General features: G+C 71.0%; 14 protein-coding genes. 5 read left to right on the forward strand and 9 right to left on the reverse strand.

All coding sequences use genetic code 11. The features are described 5' to 3' along the window. The first annotated feature begins 5 nt into the window (after positions 1-5). The 3 genes from ACWC5C_RS20140 (at position 6) to ACWC5C_RS20150 (ending at position 2,792) form a co-directional block, all read left to right on the forward strand. Positions 6-1,082, forward strand: a complete 1,077-nt coding sequence (locus tag ACWC5C_RS20140; protein ID WP_450877037.1) for a PE-PGRS family protein — start codon at positions 6-8, stop codon at positions 1,080-1,082. Positions 1,083-1,147: 65 nt separating this feature from the next. Continuing rightward, positions 1,148-1,588: a Pycsar system effector family protein gene (locus ACWC5C_RS20145; RefSeq protein ID WP_450877039.1), complete on the forward strand. Its 441-nt coding sequence runs from the start codon at positions 1,148-1,150 to the stop codon at positions 1,586-1,588. Between the two features lie 280 nt (positions 1,589-1,868). After that, on the forward strand, positions 1,869-2,792 hold the full coding sequence (locus ACWC5C_RS20150; protein ID WP_450877041.1) for a M48 family metalloprotease: 924 nt from the start codon (positions 1,869-1,871) through the stop codon (positions 2,790-2,792). Between the two features lie 81 nt (positions 2,793-2,873). Here the strand turns inward: ACWC5C_RS20150 and ACWC5C_RS20155 are convergent, their stop codons facing one another. Continuing rightward, complete coding sequence (locus ACWC5C_RS20155) at positions 2,874-4,955, reverse strand: non-reducing end alpha-L-arabinofuranosidase family hydrolase (RefSeq protein WP_450877043.1); 2,082 nt, start codon at positions 4,953-4,955, stop codon at positions 2,874-2,876. A 173-nt stretch (positions 4,956-5,128) separates the two neighbouring features. Between ACWC5C_RS20155 and ACWC5C_RS20160 the strand changes: the two genes are divergently transcribed. Beyond that, positions 5,129-5,743, forward strand: coding sequence for a hypothetical protein (locus tag ACWC5C_RS20160; protein WP_450877354.1), 615 nt, complete (start codon positions 5,129-5,131; stop codon positions 5,741-5,743). A gap of 102 nt (positions 5,744-5,845) precedes the next feature. Here the strand turns inward: ACWC5C_RS20160 and ACWC5C_RS20165 are convergent, their stop codons facing one another. Next, entirely contained in the window at positions 5,846-6,343 is a 498-nt protein-coding gene (locus tag ACWC5C_RS20165; protein ID WP_450877045.1) for a hypothetical protein, read from the reverse strand. Positions 6,344-6,440: 97 nt separating this feature from the next. Further along, positions 6,441-7,973, reverse strand: coding sequence for a GMC family oxidoreductase (locus tag ACWC5C_RS20170; protein ID WP_450877047.1), 1,533 nt, complete (start codon positions 7,971-7,973; stop codon positions 6,441-6,443). A gap of 377 nt (positions 7,974-8,350) precedes the next feature. Between ACWC5C_RS20170 and ACWC5C_RS20175 the strand changes: the two genes are divergently transcribed. After that, positions 8,351-8,986: a hypothetical protein gene (locus tag ACWC5C_RS20175; protein ID WP_450877049.1), complete on the forward strand. Its 636-nt coding sequence runs from the start codon at positions 8,351-8,353 to the stop codon at positions 8,984-8,986. A 78-nt stretch (positions 8,987-9,064) separates the two neighbouring features. Here the strand turns inward: ACWC5C_RS20175 and ACWC5C_RS20180 are convergent, their stop codons facing one another. Genes ACWC5C_RS20180 through ACWC5C_RS20205 form a run of 6 tightly spaced genes read right to left on the reverse strand, consistent with a single transcriptional unit; the run spans position 9,065 to position 14,270 of the window. Beyond that, positions 9,065-9,475 carry a VOC family protein gene (locus ACWC5C_RS20180; RefSeq protein ID WP_450877356.1) on the reverse strand — a complete coding sequence of 137 codons (411 nt, stop codon included), beginning with the start codon at positions 9,473-9,475 and terminating at the stop codon, positions 9,065-9,067. A gap of 14 nt (positions 9,476-9,489) precedes the next feature. Further along, positions 9,490-10,377: a helix-turn-helix domain-containing protein gene (locus tag ACWC5C_RS20185; protein ID WP_450877051.1), complete on the reverse strand. Its 888-nt coding sequence runs from the start codon at positions 10,375-10,377 to the stop codon at positions 9,490-9,492. 26 nt (positions 10,378-10,403) lie between these two features. After that, positions 10,404-11,072: a response regulator gene (locus ACWC5C_RS20190; RefSeq protein WP_450877053.1), complete on the reverse strand. Its 669-nt coding sequence runs from the start codon at positions 11,070-11,072 to the stop codon at positions 10,404-10,406. Continuing rightward, positions 11,069-12,433, reverse strand: coding sequence for a sensor histidine kinase (locus ACWC5C_RS20195; protein ID WP_450877055.1), 1,365 nt, complete (start codon positions 12,431-12,433; stop codon positions 11,069-11,071). Before ACWC5C_RS20195 ends, ACWC5C_RS20190 begins: the two co-directional genes overlap by 4 nt. 53 nt (positions 12,434-12,486) lie before the next feature. Continuing rightward, positions 12,487-13,323, reverse strand: a complete 837-nt coding sequence (locus tag ACWC5C_RS20200; protein ID WP_450877057.1) for an ABC transporter permease — start codon at positions 13,321-13,323, stop codon at positions 12,487-12,489. Continuing rightward, positions 13,323-14,270 carry an ABC transporter ATP-binding protein gene (locus ACWC5C_RS20205; RefSeq protein WP_450877059.1) on the reverse strand — a complete coding sequence of 316 codons (948 nt, stop codon included), beginning with the start codon at positions 14,268-14,270 and terminating at the stop codon, positions 13,323-13,325. The genes ACWC5C_RS20200 and ACWC5C_RS20205 overlap by 1 nt, the downstream gene beginning before the upstream one ends. Positions 14,271-14,410 lie beyond the last annotated feature (140 nt).

The raw sequence follows: 14,410 nt of genomic DNA on the forward strand, positions 1-14,410 counted from the left end.
GAACCATGGCCGACTCCCGTCACCAGTTCGACTGGGACCAGGGCGTGGACCGGCACAGCGTCCTGGCCGACCCGGTGGTCACCGTGCGCACGCTTTCCCGGTTCGACTACCGCAAGAACCACAGCCGGATCGACAACGCCCTGGTGTTCACCACCGGCAAGGGCGGCTACGACGTCTGGCTGCCGCCCCGTCGCCCCTCCCGCTCGGAATGCGCCACCAAGCGGTACACCGCCGTCTACGAAGTGGACATGGGCGTCCACCGCTGCGCCGCCACGCTCCTGCTGCCGAGCGACAACGACGCCTTCGACTTCACCACCGCACTGGAGACGACGTGGCAGGTCAACCGGCCCGATCGGTTCGTCGCCAGCGGTGAGCGGGATGTGCCCGCCCTGCTCACCCGGCGTCTGGAGGAGCTGATGCGGCCCGTCAGCTGCGGTTTCTCCATCGACCACAGCGCCGCCGCCGAAGGCGCGGTACGCCACATCCTCACGAAGGCCGGCGCACTGGCCGACGACATCGGGCTGCGCGTGACGTGGACCGTCCAGCTGCGACGGGACGACGACGCCCTCGCTCACCAGCGGGAGCTGCGCCGGATCCGCTATGCCGACGAAGAGTTGGGTGACTCGCACGACCTGGCGATGCGCGAGGACCGCCTCCAGGCAGAGCGTGACACGGCACAGGCGCGGCACGGACACGACCTGGCCATGCTCCAGGGCCACCAGGAAGCGGAACTGCGGGAGTTGGAGGCGAAGAAGATCGAGTTCTACGAGTACTACCTCCAGCACGGTGGGGTGGCGACCTGGGCCCTCCATCTGGCGCGGCACCCCGAGGACTCGCGCCTGGTGATGGAGAACCTGCGCGCGGACCAACTGGCCCTCATCAAGAGCCAGACCGAGGTCGCCCTGGAGGTCCTGAAGGGGGAGAACATGGAGGAGTACCAGCGTTCGGGCCTGAACAAGCAGGCCGTGCAGATCATCGAGGAACTCCTCACCCACAGTCTGCCCGGCGCCTCCCCGGCCCCGCCCATGCCGGGCTCGCTCCCCTGGGGCGGACACGCCGAATCCACGGCGGACGAGGCGTGAGCGGCGGCAGGGCAGCGGGCGGGCCCGGTGTGGGAGGGCGCCTGCTCGCAGAGGTGCGAGCGGAAGTGGCCCATGCCGACAGCAAGGCCGCCCTGCTGCTGGGTGCGCTCAGCATGACGGTGGGTCTGCTCGGGGCTCTCCTCGCCGCCCAGGGCGGGGCGTTGTCCGGGCTCTCCGGTACCAGGACCGGGCTGCTGTGGGTCGGTCTGACGGCGTTGGCCGGATCGCTGGTGTGCCTCCTCCTGGCCGTTCTGCCTCGGTACGGCAGCAGCCGCTGGGCCCCGGGGCGACCGCTGACCTACTTCGACGACATCCGCCGCGCCGCGGACCAGGGCGTGCTGGCCGAGGCGCTCGACGCCACCGAGGAGGATCCCACCGGCGGTCTGCTGGAAGCCCTCGCCCAGAACAGCCGCATCGTCGGCAGCAAACACCGCTGGATACGCGCGGGCCTGGCCGCCTTCTGCGCGGGGGTGGTGCTGATGCCCGCCGCGCTGACCATCCGCTGAACGTCGCCGGCTCGCCGCACCATCCGGACACGTCCCGTTCGTACGTAGGGGAAGACACTCCATGGCCACTCCACCCGACCCCACCGGTTCCGATCTGCCTCCGCCACCGCCCTATCCCGGCGAGGAGCCACCGCCTTATCCCGGTGAGGAGCCGCCTACATACCCCGATGACCGGCCTCCGGATCCCGGTCCTGTGGGCTCCCGTCCGCAGGACATGGACTTCGGCCGGTCAGGCCGGGTGCACCTTTCCGATCGGCAACGGTGGACCGACGCGACGGCCATGGGACGACTCCTGCTGTACCTGCCGTGGTGTGCCGCCAGCCTGTTGCTCGTGGCGCTGGTCTCCTGCGCCCTGCTCTCGACCGCGGGCTGGGTCGTCGTTCTGGCGTGGCTGGCCACGGGCGCGCTGGCGTTCCACCGGCCCACCGAGAGCGCCCTTGCCCGCCACCTGCTCGACTTGCGCTACCCGACCCCTCGGGAACGCAGCCGACTGGAACCGGTCTGGCGGGAGGTGACGGCCAGGGCGGGCATCGACGGCAGGGCCTACGAGCTGTGGATCCAGGACAGCGACGCCATCAACGCCGTCGCCGCGGCGGGCCACATCGTCAGCGTCACCGGGTATTCCCTCGAACACCTGCCCAGCGACCAGCTCGCCGCGGTCCTCGCCCATGAACTGGGGCACCACGTCGGCGGACACGCGTGGTCTTCGCTGCTGGGCGAGTGGTACTCCGCGCCGGGACGGATCGCCTGGGCCGTCGTCCGGCGGCTGGCCCGGCACGCGCTCCGGGTCGGCCGACGGCTCAATGGCTGTGTGGCACTGGTGCTCGTCCTGGCGGTGGGCAGCGTTCTGGTGGCGCTCGCGCTGTCCTACTGGTTCGTTCTGCTGGTGCTGGTGGTGGCGCCGTACCCGATGGCGGCACTGGCCCGCCAAGCCGAACTACGGGCCGACCGGTATGCGGCGGCGCTCGGTTTCGGTCCCATGCTCGCCGAGGTGCTGCACACGATGCGGAGCGGGGAAGCGGAGGCCGAGCGTCGTCGCATGGTCGCCGCCACTTCCGGCTGCGGCGGAGCCGCGAGCATGTCCGGTGCGACGGGACGGGCTCCAACCAGCCGCCTGATCATGATCGACAAGCTGCTGTCCACCCACCCGGACTACCACACGCGCCTCCATCATCTGGCCCCCTACCTGGCGAAGTGGCGGTGAAAAGGCCGCCCGGGGCCGCCTCCTGTCGCCGCCACGGTGGCGGAGACAAGGAGGACGGCAAGGGGGAGGCGGCTTCCGGGGTCAGCAGGTGGAGTTGGTCTGGGTGAGGAGGCCGAGGCGCCACGGCAGGGTGTTGTAGTCACCGCTGGCGTTCGGGCTCATGCCCTGGTAGAGGTACTGGAGCTTGCACGGGTTGACGGTGAGCGTCTGGTCGGTTCCGGCACGGATCAGCTCGCCGTGGCTGACGTCCTTGGTCCAGGCGCCCGCGGGGAAGGTGGTGTTGTTGGCCCGCGCGAACGGATTGCTCTCGGAGGCGGCCAGCGGGGTCCACGAGCCCGCGATGCTGCCGGAGGTCCAGGAGCGGAAGTAGCGTTTGCCGTCCGATCCGATCGCCTCGACTATCAGCAGGTATTGATTGCTGCCCTGCACCTTGTAGACGTTGCTCGCTTCGAACAAGGCGTATTTGTTGGAGTCCTGGGCCGCGATGACGGTGTTGGTGAACCCGTTCGGGAACTGGGCCAGGGTGGTCTGCGAGCGGTACAGGTGTCCGTTGTCGTCGGAGGAGAACAGGTAGCAGTTGGCGCTGTCACAGATCACCCACATGTCCACCCAGTAGCCGTTGCCGATGTTCTGCTTGATGATGTCCGGCATCGAGGAGTAGAAGTGGCGCGGGGCGCTCCAGCCGTTCGGGTTGCTGATGTCGCTGTTGGTCGAGTACGAGGCGTTCCCGGTCTGGTAGACGAGGTACCACGTGTTCTGGGGTGCGAAGAAGAACACCTGCGGCGCGGCCCGGTAGCCGGTTCCGATGCCGCTGCGGTCCAGGTAGTGATGGGTGGCCGAGGCCGCCTGGGACCAGTCGGTGAAGCTCAGGTAGACCAGGTTGTAGCCGGAGGCGCTGGCCACGCTGGCGAACACGTGCCACTTGCCGTTGTGGCGGACCACCGTCGGGTCCTTGAGTCCGGCGATGTTGTGGGTGGCGTCCGGCTTCGGGGACATCAGGATGCCGCTGGAGTTCCAGCGGAAGGTGGAGGGCAGTGCGGACGCCTTCTTGGGCGTGGTGGTGGGTGTGGCCTTGGCCGCCGGGGTGCCGCCCATCGCGGTGAGCGTGGCGTTGTAGGCGGGCTTCTTGTTGCCGTTGTTGTCGAAGAGCAGCGGGTTCTCCCCGGCGCGCCACGAGTCGCGGTCCCGGATGCCCCAGACGGTGATGCCGTTGCAGCGCGGGACGTTCATGCAGGCCTTGACGGTGTTCGCGTACGCGGTCGTCGGCGCCTGCGCGATGTCCAGCTCGGTGATCTGCACGTCCACGCCGAGGGCGGCGAAGCTGGACAGGGTGGTCTGGAAGCTGGACGGCGGGCCGCCGGTTCCGAAGTGGGCCTGGAGGCCGACGCAGTCGATGGGCACCCCGCGCGCCTTGAAGTCGCGCACCATGCGGTAGACGGCCTGGGTCTTCGCGTCGGTCCAGTTCTCGATGTTGTAGTCGTTGTAGCAGAGCTTGGCCGCCGGGTCGGCCGACCGTGCGGCGCGGAAGGCCTCCTCGATGAAGCCGTTGCCCAGTACGTTCTGGAACACCGAGGGGCGGTGCTGGCCGCTGCCGCCGTCGGCGAACGCCTCGTTCACCACGTCCCACGCGTAGATCTTGCCCTTGTAGTGGGCCATCGTGGTGGTGATGTGGTTCTTCATGACGCTGCGCAGGGTGGTGGCGTCGCCGATGGAGCTGACCCAGCTGGGGAGCTGGGAGTGCCAGACCAGGGTGTGTCCCCGTAATCGCTGTCCGCGCGAGGTGGCGTGGTTGACGATCTGGTCGGCGGGAGCGAAGTTGAACGAGCCCCGGGAGCGCTCGATCGTGTCCCACTTCATCTCGTTCTCCGGGGTGACCATGTTGAATTCCCGGCCCAGGATCCCCGTGTACGTGGCGTCCCCGAGCTTGCCCGCGGCCACGGCGGCCCCGAAGTACCGCCCGGACTGGGCCGCTTGGGCGCCCAGGGTGGAGGCCTTGGCGGAGCCGGTCGCGGTCGGGGCCTTGGCGGAGCCGGGCGCCGTCCGGTCCTGAGCGGGGCCGGTCGCCGCACCGGCCGTCCCGGCCATCGTCATGACGGTGGCGGCCAAGAGCCCCAGCCCGAGCGCCGTCACGCGGCGTCGGCCGTGCCGTTGTGGAAGAGCCATGTCTCTCCTTTGAGGATGGCGTGTGGTCACGCTATGGGAGCGCTCCCATAGCGTGACATGAACACGACCTTCCCGGAAGTATCCCGGCGCCCCCCGCGTCGGACGGCTGGGAAAGACTTCGTCGAGTGGGCCCGTGATGGGATGATCGTGATGTGGACAGTCCTGATCGCCAAGTGGGCAGCCAGCTGCCCGAGTTCCGGAGCCGCCGCTGTCCCTGGAACGCGGCGGCACTGCGTCTGCTCGGCGACACCTACACCTTCGCGGCCGCCGGTCCCCGTCGGCACGAGGGCTGGGCGCACGACGTCCTTGCCGTGCTGCACCGGTCGGTGCCCGACCCCCGGGGCTTGGTCCGGTTGGACTGGGACCACGACAACGCCGCCCGCCACACGGTGCCCGCCTACCCCTTCGACCCTCCGGCGGCGTCGGAGTTCCCCGACCGCCTGTATCCCCTGGACGCGGAGGCGGCGGTCGCCGCGCTCGCAGTCATGGCCGAGGAATGGCAGGCGGAACCCGTGCCCGTGCGCTTCCGCCCGGATCGGGACGTCGTGCTGTCGGACGCCCGAACCCTGCTCGGCAGGTACGGAACCACGGCGCGCTACTGGACCAACGCGACGGCCGCCGCCTCGGGCCCGGCCCCGGACTTCCTCGCGGCGGGCCTCCAGGGCACTACCTCCCACACCTTCCTCACCTCCGCATACCTCAACGGTCTCGACCTGTTCGAGGATCTGGGTGTGATCGCCGTGTCCGACGACGAGGTGGGCGTCTTCTGGTCGTTCGGGGCGTACTGACGTACATGATCGCCTTCCCCCCCCCGGCAGGGGCGTAGCACGCGAGGCGCACACGGAGTGCCCAGCCACATGCGCCCTGACCAGCGGCGGGCCAGCGTCGGGTCAGTGCTGGAGTGCGACTTTGAAGATCACGATGACCAAGCCGAGGAGCAGATTGGCCGCACCGGCGATCAGGACCAGACGGCGCGGGGCGCCGACGCGGACGGCGGCCAGCGCTGCCCAGCCGACCTGTCCCGCCAGCGCGACACCGAGCGCCAGCCATGCCGCGCCCTCGATGCCCAGCCCGAAGAGGGGACTGATCGCCACGGCAACGGCTGGTGGCACGGCCGCCTCGAGGATGGGCCGCTCGTCGGCGCACACGCGGCGAACCGTCTCCCGGCTTCCAGGCTCCTGCGCCATCCGGATGCCGAAGAGGCGGGAGAAGACGTGTGCGGCCCAGAACACCACTCCCGTGCAGAGCAGGAGCAACACGAGTTCCAGTCGTGGATACGAGCCGAGGCTGCCGACACCGGCCACCACGGAGGCGGCGAGCAGCGAGCCGTACACCGCGCCGCTGTAGTCGACGCGCCGCGTGTCATGCGCATGGGACTGGTGGGTCACATCCCCAGGGTCGCCGAGCGGGCCGCGCTGCGCCTCCGCAGAGGGCTCCCGGCCCCGGGGCCCGCGCGAGGGGCCCCGGGGCGAGGGCGTGACCGGGTTACGCCGCCTGGCGGATGAGGTCGGCCGCCTTTTCCGCGATGGCGATCGTCGCGGGGTTCGTGTTGACGGAGACGATCGTCGGCATGACCGACGCGTCCACCACCCGCAGCCCCTCAAGGCCGTGCACGGTCAGATCCGGGGCGACCACGGCGTCCTCGCCGACCCCCATCGCGCAGCTGCCCACGGGGTGGTAGTACGTTCCGGTGCCGCGCGCCAGGAAGGCGCGCAGGCCTGCCTCGTCCTTGACGTCGTCCCCGGCGAGCACCTCGCGCGAGCGCCACGCCGCGAAGGGGCCCGCGGCCGCTATGTCCCGCGCCACCTCGATGCCGTGCAGCATGCGCCGGACGTCCGACTCCTCGCCGAGGTAGTTCGGATCGATCAGCGGCGGCGTGTCCGGGTCGGCGTCGGCGATGCGTACCGAGCCCCGGCTCTCGGGCACGGTCGCCACTCCGAGGGTGAAGCTGTTCTGCGGTGCCTCCATGCCCGGTGGGTGGAACGGCACATGAATGAACATCAGCTGCATGTCGGGGCCCTGAGCGGACGCGTCGCTGCGCCACAGCATCGAGGTCTCGGCGTGGTTGGTGAGTCCGTCCGGGACCGGCCTGCTCGCCTCGTAGACGACCCCGCACAGCGGATGGTCGTGCAGATTGCGCCCCACGCCGGGCAGGTCGTGGCGGACGTCCACCCCGGCCTGCCGCAGTTCGTCGGCCGGTCCGATGCCCGACAGCAGAAGCAGCCGGGGCGAGTCGACGGCGCCGGAGCTGAGGATCACCTCGCCACGGGCGTGCGCGGTGACCGGCTCACCGCCCCGCCGGAACTCCACGCCCGTACACCGGTTGCCCTCGACGAGCAGCCGGTGCGCGCGCGAGTCGGTGGAGACCGTCAGGTTCGGCCGCTGCGCGCTGACCGGGTGCAGATAGGCGTTCGCGGTGCTCTGCCGCTTGCCGTCCGCGATGCTCAGGTCGTGCCAGCCGACGCCCTCCTGGTCGGCGCCGTTGAAGTCGTCGGTCGTCGGGTGTCCGGCCGACGCGGCGGCGTCGACGAAGACCTGCGAGAGCGGGTTGCCTTCCCGCGCCTGCGCCGGACGCATCGGGCCGCTGTCGCCACGGAACTCCGGGTCCTTACCGGAGACGGTCTCCATCCGCCGGAAGTACGGCAGGAGCGCGTCGTACCCCCATCCCGTGCAACCGGCCGCCGCCCAGCGGTCGAAGTCGTTGCGGTGTCCGCGCAGGAACACCATCGCGTTGATGGCACTCGACCCGCCCAGCGTCCGGCCCCGGGGCCACGGTTGCGCCAGGCCGCCCGTACCGGCCTGCGGCACGGTGGTGTACGCGTAGTCGACCTCCGTACCCCACAGCGCGGGCCAGGCGGGTGGCACGGCCAGCTCCGCCTTGGTGTCCGCCGCCCCGGCTTCCAGGAGGAGGACCGTTCTCTCCGGGTCTTCGGACAGCCGCGCCGCGAGCACGCAACCGGCCGAACCGGCCCCGACGATGATGTAGTCGTACTCCTCGTGGCCGAACTTCTCGGACAAATGTCCGCCCTTCGCTTGCCGGTGTGCGGTGTGATCCAAAATGATCTTGTCAGCCGGTCAGGGCTCGTGGCCAGTCACACCCGATGGATCGGCGCGGATCGCGGCGCGGTCAAGGTCGTAAACGTGCGGAGTTGTGTCCGCGTTCCAGGGGAAGTACGCATGGGACGTCACCGCACCCACGCGCCCGGGTGGCGCCCGTGTGCTGCTGGAAGTACGCGTACGGCGCTGGCTGCTGGCCGGTACGGCTCAGTGAGTGTGGCGGGGCGGCGAACCATTCCGTCGCCCCGCTCGTCTCCATGGGCGATGTGGCGTCTCGGTCAGAGACGCCTCGGGGTGACATCGGCCGTATAGATGTCTATGGAAAGGCTCCTGAAAGCGTGTCAGAGGGCTACAGGAACAGAACCGTCCGCTGGATCGCCGGGGCCGCCGTGGTGGCGGCCGTCGTCGGGGTCACGGGCTGCTCCAAGGAGGCGGAATCGGACTCCGGCACCGTGGAGAAGAAGCCGGTGGCGAGCAACTCGACCGGCACCGGGGCGGAGAAGAAGGGGGAGGGGTCGGCGGATTCGCAGGCCTCGGAGCCCCGCCAGGCCACGGCCGAGGAGGCGGTGGCCACGTGGGTGACCGCGGTCGTGAAGAAGAAGCCGAAGGAAGGGTGTCTGGTGATGGCGGCCCCGGCTAAGGGGGCGTCGCCCGCGCAGGTCGGCACCCCGGAGAGGTGCGGCAGCGACGCCCCTGAGGTGCGGCAGTTGCGCGAGAGCGTCACCAGGTTCCATGAGTCGTTCACGCCCAAGCAGTCCACGGGCGAGCCGAAGGTCGAGGTCGCCAAGACCCCGGCCACCGGGGACAAGGCGACGATTCCCGCCGACAAGATCACCATCGACGGGCAGACGCTCGACAAGGTCATCGTGTCCAACTCCACCGGGGTGAAGCCGGGGCAGCTGGACGTGAAGGTGGAGTCCACCAAGATCAAGGACGTCTGGTATGTGACCAACCTCGATCTCAACCTCGGCTGATGCCGTGACCGGGCCTCTCCGGCCACCTGCCGCAGGTGGCCGGAGAGACCGTCGCCCGGCGGGCGGCCACGTGCCGTATCAGCCCGTCGGGCGGGGCTCGCCCCGGTAGGTGCCGAACGACCACTTGTTGCCCTCGGGGTCGGCGATCGCGAACTCGCGGCTGCCGTACGGCTGGTCCGCGATCTCCCGGATGACCTTCGCCCCGGCCGCGCTCAGCCGCTGATACAGGTCGTCGACGTGGTCGGTGACGACATAGGCGCCGAAGGTGCCCGGCCGCAGACACCATTCCGCGCTGTCCGGTTTGTAGGAGCCGAGCATGATGGCGCCGCCCTCGGGCCAGTCGAGCTGGGCGTGTGCCACCCGGTCGCCGTCCTCGTACACGGCGGTGCGCAGGAAGCCGACCGTGCCGACGAGGAAGTCGATCAGGGCGGGCGCGTCATGGGCCTGGAGGGTCGGCCAGACGCTCGGGGCACGCTGCTGGTTCTCCATGGTGTTCATGCCTTTCACTCTTCGCCGTTCCGGTGCCCGCCCGCTTGGATATTCCGGCACTCTTCGGCCAGCCAGGCCGTGGGGCTGACACCGGTGTACTGGCGGAAGTCCCGCACCAGATGCGAATGGTCGTAGTAGCCGCAGTCGGCCGCGACCCGCGCCAGATCGGGCGAGCCGCCCGCGGCCACGATCCCGGCCACGGTGGCCTTGGCGTGCTCGAACCGCATCAGCCGGGCGGCCTGCTTCGGGCTCAGACCGGTCTCGGCCCGGAAGAGCGCCGTGAGCCGCCGAGGGCTGAGCGCCACGTGCTCGGCCAGCCCGCGCAGCGTGCCCGCGCCCCGGTGCCGGGCCAGCCACGCCCAGGCCTCGACCACCTCGCGTCGGACCGGCGCGGCCCCGTCCGTCCCTGCCGCGCGCGCCCTCAGATACGAGCCGAGGAGGGCGAACCGCTCCTCCCACCCCTGTCGCTCCCGCATCCGCTCATGGATCTCCGTGGCCCGCGCGCCCAGCACCTCCGTCCCCGACACCACGAGCTGCTCCGCGAGCGCGCCCGCGGGCAGGCCGAGCAGCCTGCGCGCCGCCAGCGGGTGCACGGCCAGCTGCACCCCGCTCTCGTGCTCCGGCTGGATGATGTACGCCGGGCTCTGGTGCAGCCCGCCCACGACGATGTCGGTCCGCACCGCGTCCGCGCCCCGCGCCTGCTCCAGGGTGAGCCCGCTGGTCACGGGCCCGTCCAGCGAGAAGATCAACGTCAGCCAGGGGGAGGGCAGCCCCCGGTGCACGGCCGGTGGCAGCCCGCCGGTGCGATAGCCCACCGCGGACGCGACCATCCCGCCGAGCCGGGGCGCGAACCGCACGAACTCCCGGAACGCCTCACCTTCCCGCCCCGCCGCAGCAGCCATGTGGCCAGTATGCGACGCACCGACGCCTACGGCTTCGCCCTGACCAGCCCGGTGTCGTACGCCGTGATCACGGCCTGGACGCGGTCGCGGGCGCCGATCTTGGCGAGGACCCGGCCGACGTGCTTCTTCACCGTGGACTCGGTAAGGACGAACCGATCCGCGATCTCCGCGTTCGTCCAGCCCTGGCCGATGGCGACCAGCACCTCCCGTTCGCGGTCGCTGAGCGTCCGTAGCCGGGGATCCTCGGGCGCGGGCGCGCCGGGCGGTGCGAGCACCTGGTGGGCGTAGGCGTCCAGCAGCCGCCGGGTCAGCCGTGGAGCCACGACGGCGTCGCCGGTCGCGACCGCGCGGATGCCCGCAACGACCTCCTCGGGGCGGGCGTCCTTGAGCAGAAAGCCACTGGCCCCGGCACGCAGCCCCTCGTACGCGTACTCGTCGAGGTCGAAGGTGGTCACGATGAGCACCCGGGTGCGGCCGCCGGTGGCGACGATCCGGCGCGTGGCCTCCAGGCCGTCCATACCGGGCATGCGGATGTCCATGAGGACGACGTCGGGGCGCAGTTCCGCGGTGAGCCGGACGGCCTCGGCGCCGTGCTCGGCCTGGCCGACCGGTGTCAGGCCGGGCGTGCCCTCCAGGAGCATGCTGAAGCCGAGGCGCTGCAGCGGCTGGTCGTCGGCGATCAGCACGGTGGTCATGTCAGCCGCTCTCCTGGTGCCGCTGGGGCGGACGGCACGTCGAGCATGACGTCCACGATCCAGCCGTGTCCGCCGGTGCGCGGGCCGATGGTGACGGCACCGCCGTACATGGCGGCCCGCTGGCGGATGCCGACCAGGCCGTGTCCGGGTCCGTGTCCGGTGCCGCCTGAGCCCGCGCCCGCGCCGGTCGGCGCGCCCGGCGGTGGTCCGGTGTCCGCCACCCGGATCCGTACGGTGCCGGTGTCGGCGGCCACGGTGACCTCGGCGGCGGAGCCCGTCCCCGCGTGCTTGAGCGTGTTGGTCAGCGCCTCCTGGACGACGCGGTACACGGTGAGCTGTACGCCGTCGCCCAGCGCGTCGAGGCCGCCCACGGTCCGGTAGGTGACCGCCAGCCCCGCCGCCCGCACCCGCGTCAGCAGCGGGTCCAGATCGCGGATCCCCGGCTGCGGGCTGAGCGACGTCGCGTCCTCCCGCTCCTCCCGCAGGACACCCAGCACCCGGCGCAGTTCGTCCATGGCCTGGCGGCCGGTGTCGCCGAGGATGCGCAGCGCCTCGGCGGAGCGCTCGTGCCTGGTGGCGGCGAGGGTGGCGGCGCCGTCCGCGACACTGACCATGACGGAGAGGTTGTGGCCGACGATGTCGTGCATCTCGCGGGCCACCCGGGACCGCTCGGCGGCGGCGGTGAGCCGGACACGTTGCTCCTGCTCGACCTCCAGCCGCCTGGCCCGGTCCTCCAGTGCCGCCAGATACATCCGGCGGATACGGAGCGTCAGGCCGACGGCGGTGGCCGCCGTCACCGTCCCCAGCAGGAAGAACACGCCGGGCAGCGGATGGCGGACCGGCACCAGGACACACACGGCCAACACCACATTGGTGGCCGCAACCGCGACGGCCCAGCCCAGCACCCGCAGCGAACCCTGCCGGGCCAGGGTGTACAGGGTGATCAGGGCGCTGATACCGGACGGCAGCCACAGGCCCAGCGACCACTGGGCCAGGGACACCAGCGCGATCACGAAGAAGGTGACGGCCGGAGCCCTGCGCCGCCACCACAGCGGCACGGCGAGCGCGGCGGTGAAGACGAACGGGACGGCGGACGGCAGCTGGTCGCGGGAGTCCGTGTCCCCGAAGGGCGAGCTGCCACTGCCCCACACCAGGTCGGGCACGCTGACCAGGACCACGAACAGCACCACGGCGGTGTCCAGCAGCCACGGATGCCGCCGGTCCAGCCGCTGCCGCTCCCGCTGACCGCGCAGCAGACGGCCCAGGACCGGATGCGCCCAGGCGGCGTCGAACCCGGGGGACGGCGGGAGCGCCGTCCCCCGGGCGGTGTCGGCGGCGGCTGCCGCGTGTTCCGGACTCATCGCCACCATTGTCCTCGGTGTCCCTGGTGTCCTCAGCGTCCTCGGTCCGTGGGTCACGCGTCGGTGCGTACGAGCCGGTACGCCGCCCCCGCGAGGGCCAGCGCCACCCACCCCGCGAACACGGCGAGCCCCGCCCCGGGCGAGAGGGAGTCGGCGGACTGGTGCAGGGCGTAGACGGCCGACCCCGCGTTGCTGGGGAAGTACGGGGTGATCGTGTCGTACCACGCGTCGGGCAGCAGCGAGGCCAGGCCGGGGAGGATGAGCAGGGTGCCGACCAGGGCCGCGATGGCCCCGGCGGACGAGCGGATCAGCATGCCCAGGGCCACGCCGAACACCGCCACCAGACCCAGGTAGACGCCCGCGCCCGCCAGGCTGCGCAGCACACCGTCGTCGCCCAGGGACAGCGCGATCTTCTCGCCGTCGAGGCCAGGGGTGCCCAGCTGGAACGCGGCCACCGCGGCGATCGTGGTGAGGACCAGCGCGATCGGCCCGATCACCAGGCCCTTCGACCACAGGACCGGCAGCCGTCGCGGCACCGCGGCGAGCGTGGACCGGATCATGCCGGTGCTGTACTCGCCCGCCGACAGCAGCACCCCGAGCACGCCGATGGCCAGCTGCGCGAAGGACACACCGGTCAGGGCGAGGCCGACCGCGTCACTGCTGGCACCGCTGCTCCCCGGGCCGGGCGGACCGCTGGTGGCGACGGCGTCCGGGCTGTAGGTGGCGGCGGCGATCGCCCCGAAGACGATCAGCAGGACGACGGCGACACCCAGCGTGATCCAGCTGGAGCGCAGGGACCAGAACTTGGCCCACTCCGCACGCAGGACACGCGGGCCGGTCACCTTGTAGGCGGTCTTGGGGGCAGGGGCCACCGAAAGCGTGGTGGACATCAGGCGGCCTTCCGTTCGGGCTCGGCGGGAGCGCTGTGGTATTCGACGGCGTCGCGGGTGAGTTCCATGAAGGCCTGCTCCAACGAGACGGACTGCGGGGTGAGTTCGTACAGCGCCACCCCGTGCCGGGCGGCGATCGCGCCGATCTCGCGGGCGTCACGTCCGACCACCCGCAGTTCCTCGTCGGAGGAGGAGCTGATCGTGACATCCGGGCCTGCCAGCAGCGAACGCAGCTTCGTGGCCTCGGCGGTGGCGACCCGTACCCCTCCACCTGCGCCGCCGCCACCGCCACCGGCCTCCCGGACGAAGTCGTCCACCGTGGTGTCCGCGAGCAGACGGCCACGTCCGATGATCACCAGATGGTCGGCGATCAGCGCGGTCTCGCTCATCAGATGCGATGAGAGCATCACGGCCCGGCCCTCGTCGGCCAGCCCGCGCAGGAGATTGCGTACCCACAGCACGCCCTCCGGGTCGAGGCCGTTGACCGGTTCGTCGAGCATGACGACCGCCGGGTCGCCGAGGAGGGCCGCCGCGATACCGAGCCGCTGGCCCATGCCGAGCGAGAAGGCGCCCACGCGCTTGTCGGCCACGCTGCCCAGTCCGGCCAGCTCGATCACCTCGTCCACCCGGCGGCGCGGGATGCCGTGGGTGTGCGCGAGCGTCATCAGATGGCTGACCGCGGTGCGCCCCGGGTGGACGGACTTGGCCTCCAGCAGCGTGCCGATCTCCCGCAACGGCGCTGCGTGGCGGGCGTACGCGCGTCCGCCCACGGTGACCGAGCCGCCGGTGGGGGAGTCCAGGCCGATGATCATGCGCATGGTGGTGGATTTGCCCGCGCCGTTGGGGCCCAGGAAACCGGTCACCTCACCCGGCTTGACGGTGAAACTCAACCGGTCGACCACCGTCTTGTCCCCGTACCGCTTCGTCAACTCACGCGCTTCGATCATGGGTGGGCCTTTCTCACGACTGATGTGCTCGACGCTACGAGCGCCACCGGTCGCGGGACTGGGACCGCGGGGGACACTTCGGCCTGCCAGTGGTACCGCGGTACCACTCGCCCGGCCCTCGCCGACAGTTCTCAGCGAGG

This window comes from Streptomyces sp. NPDC001700, from assembly GCF_053596435.1.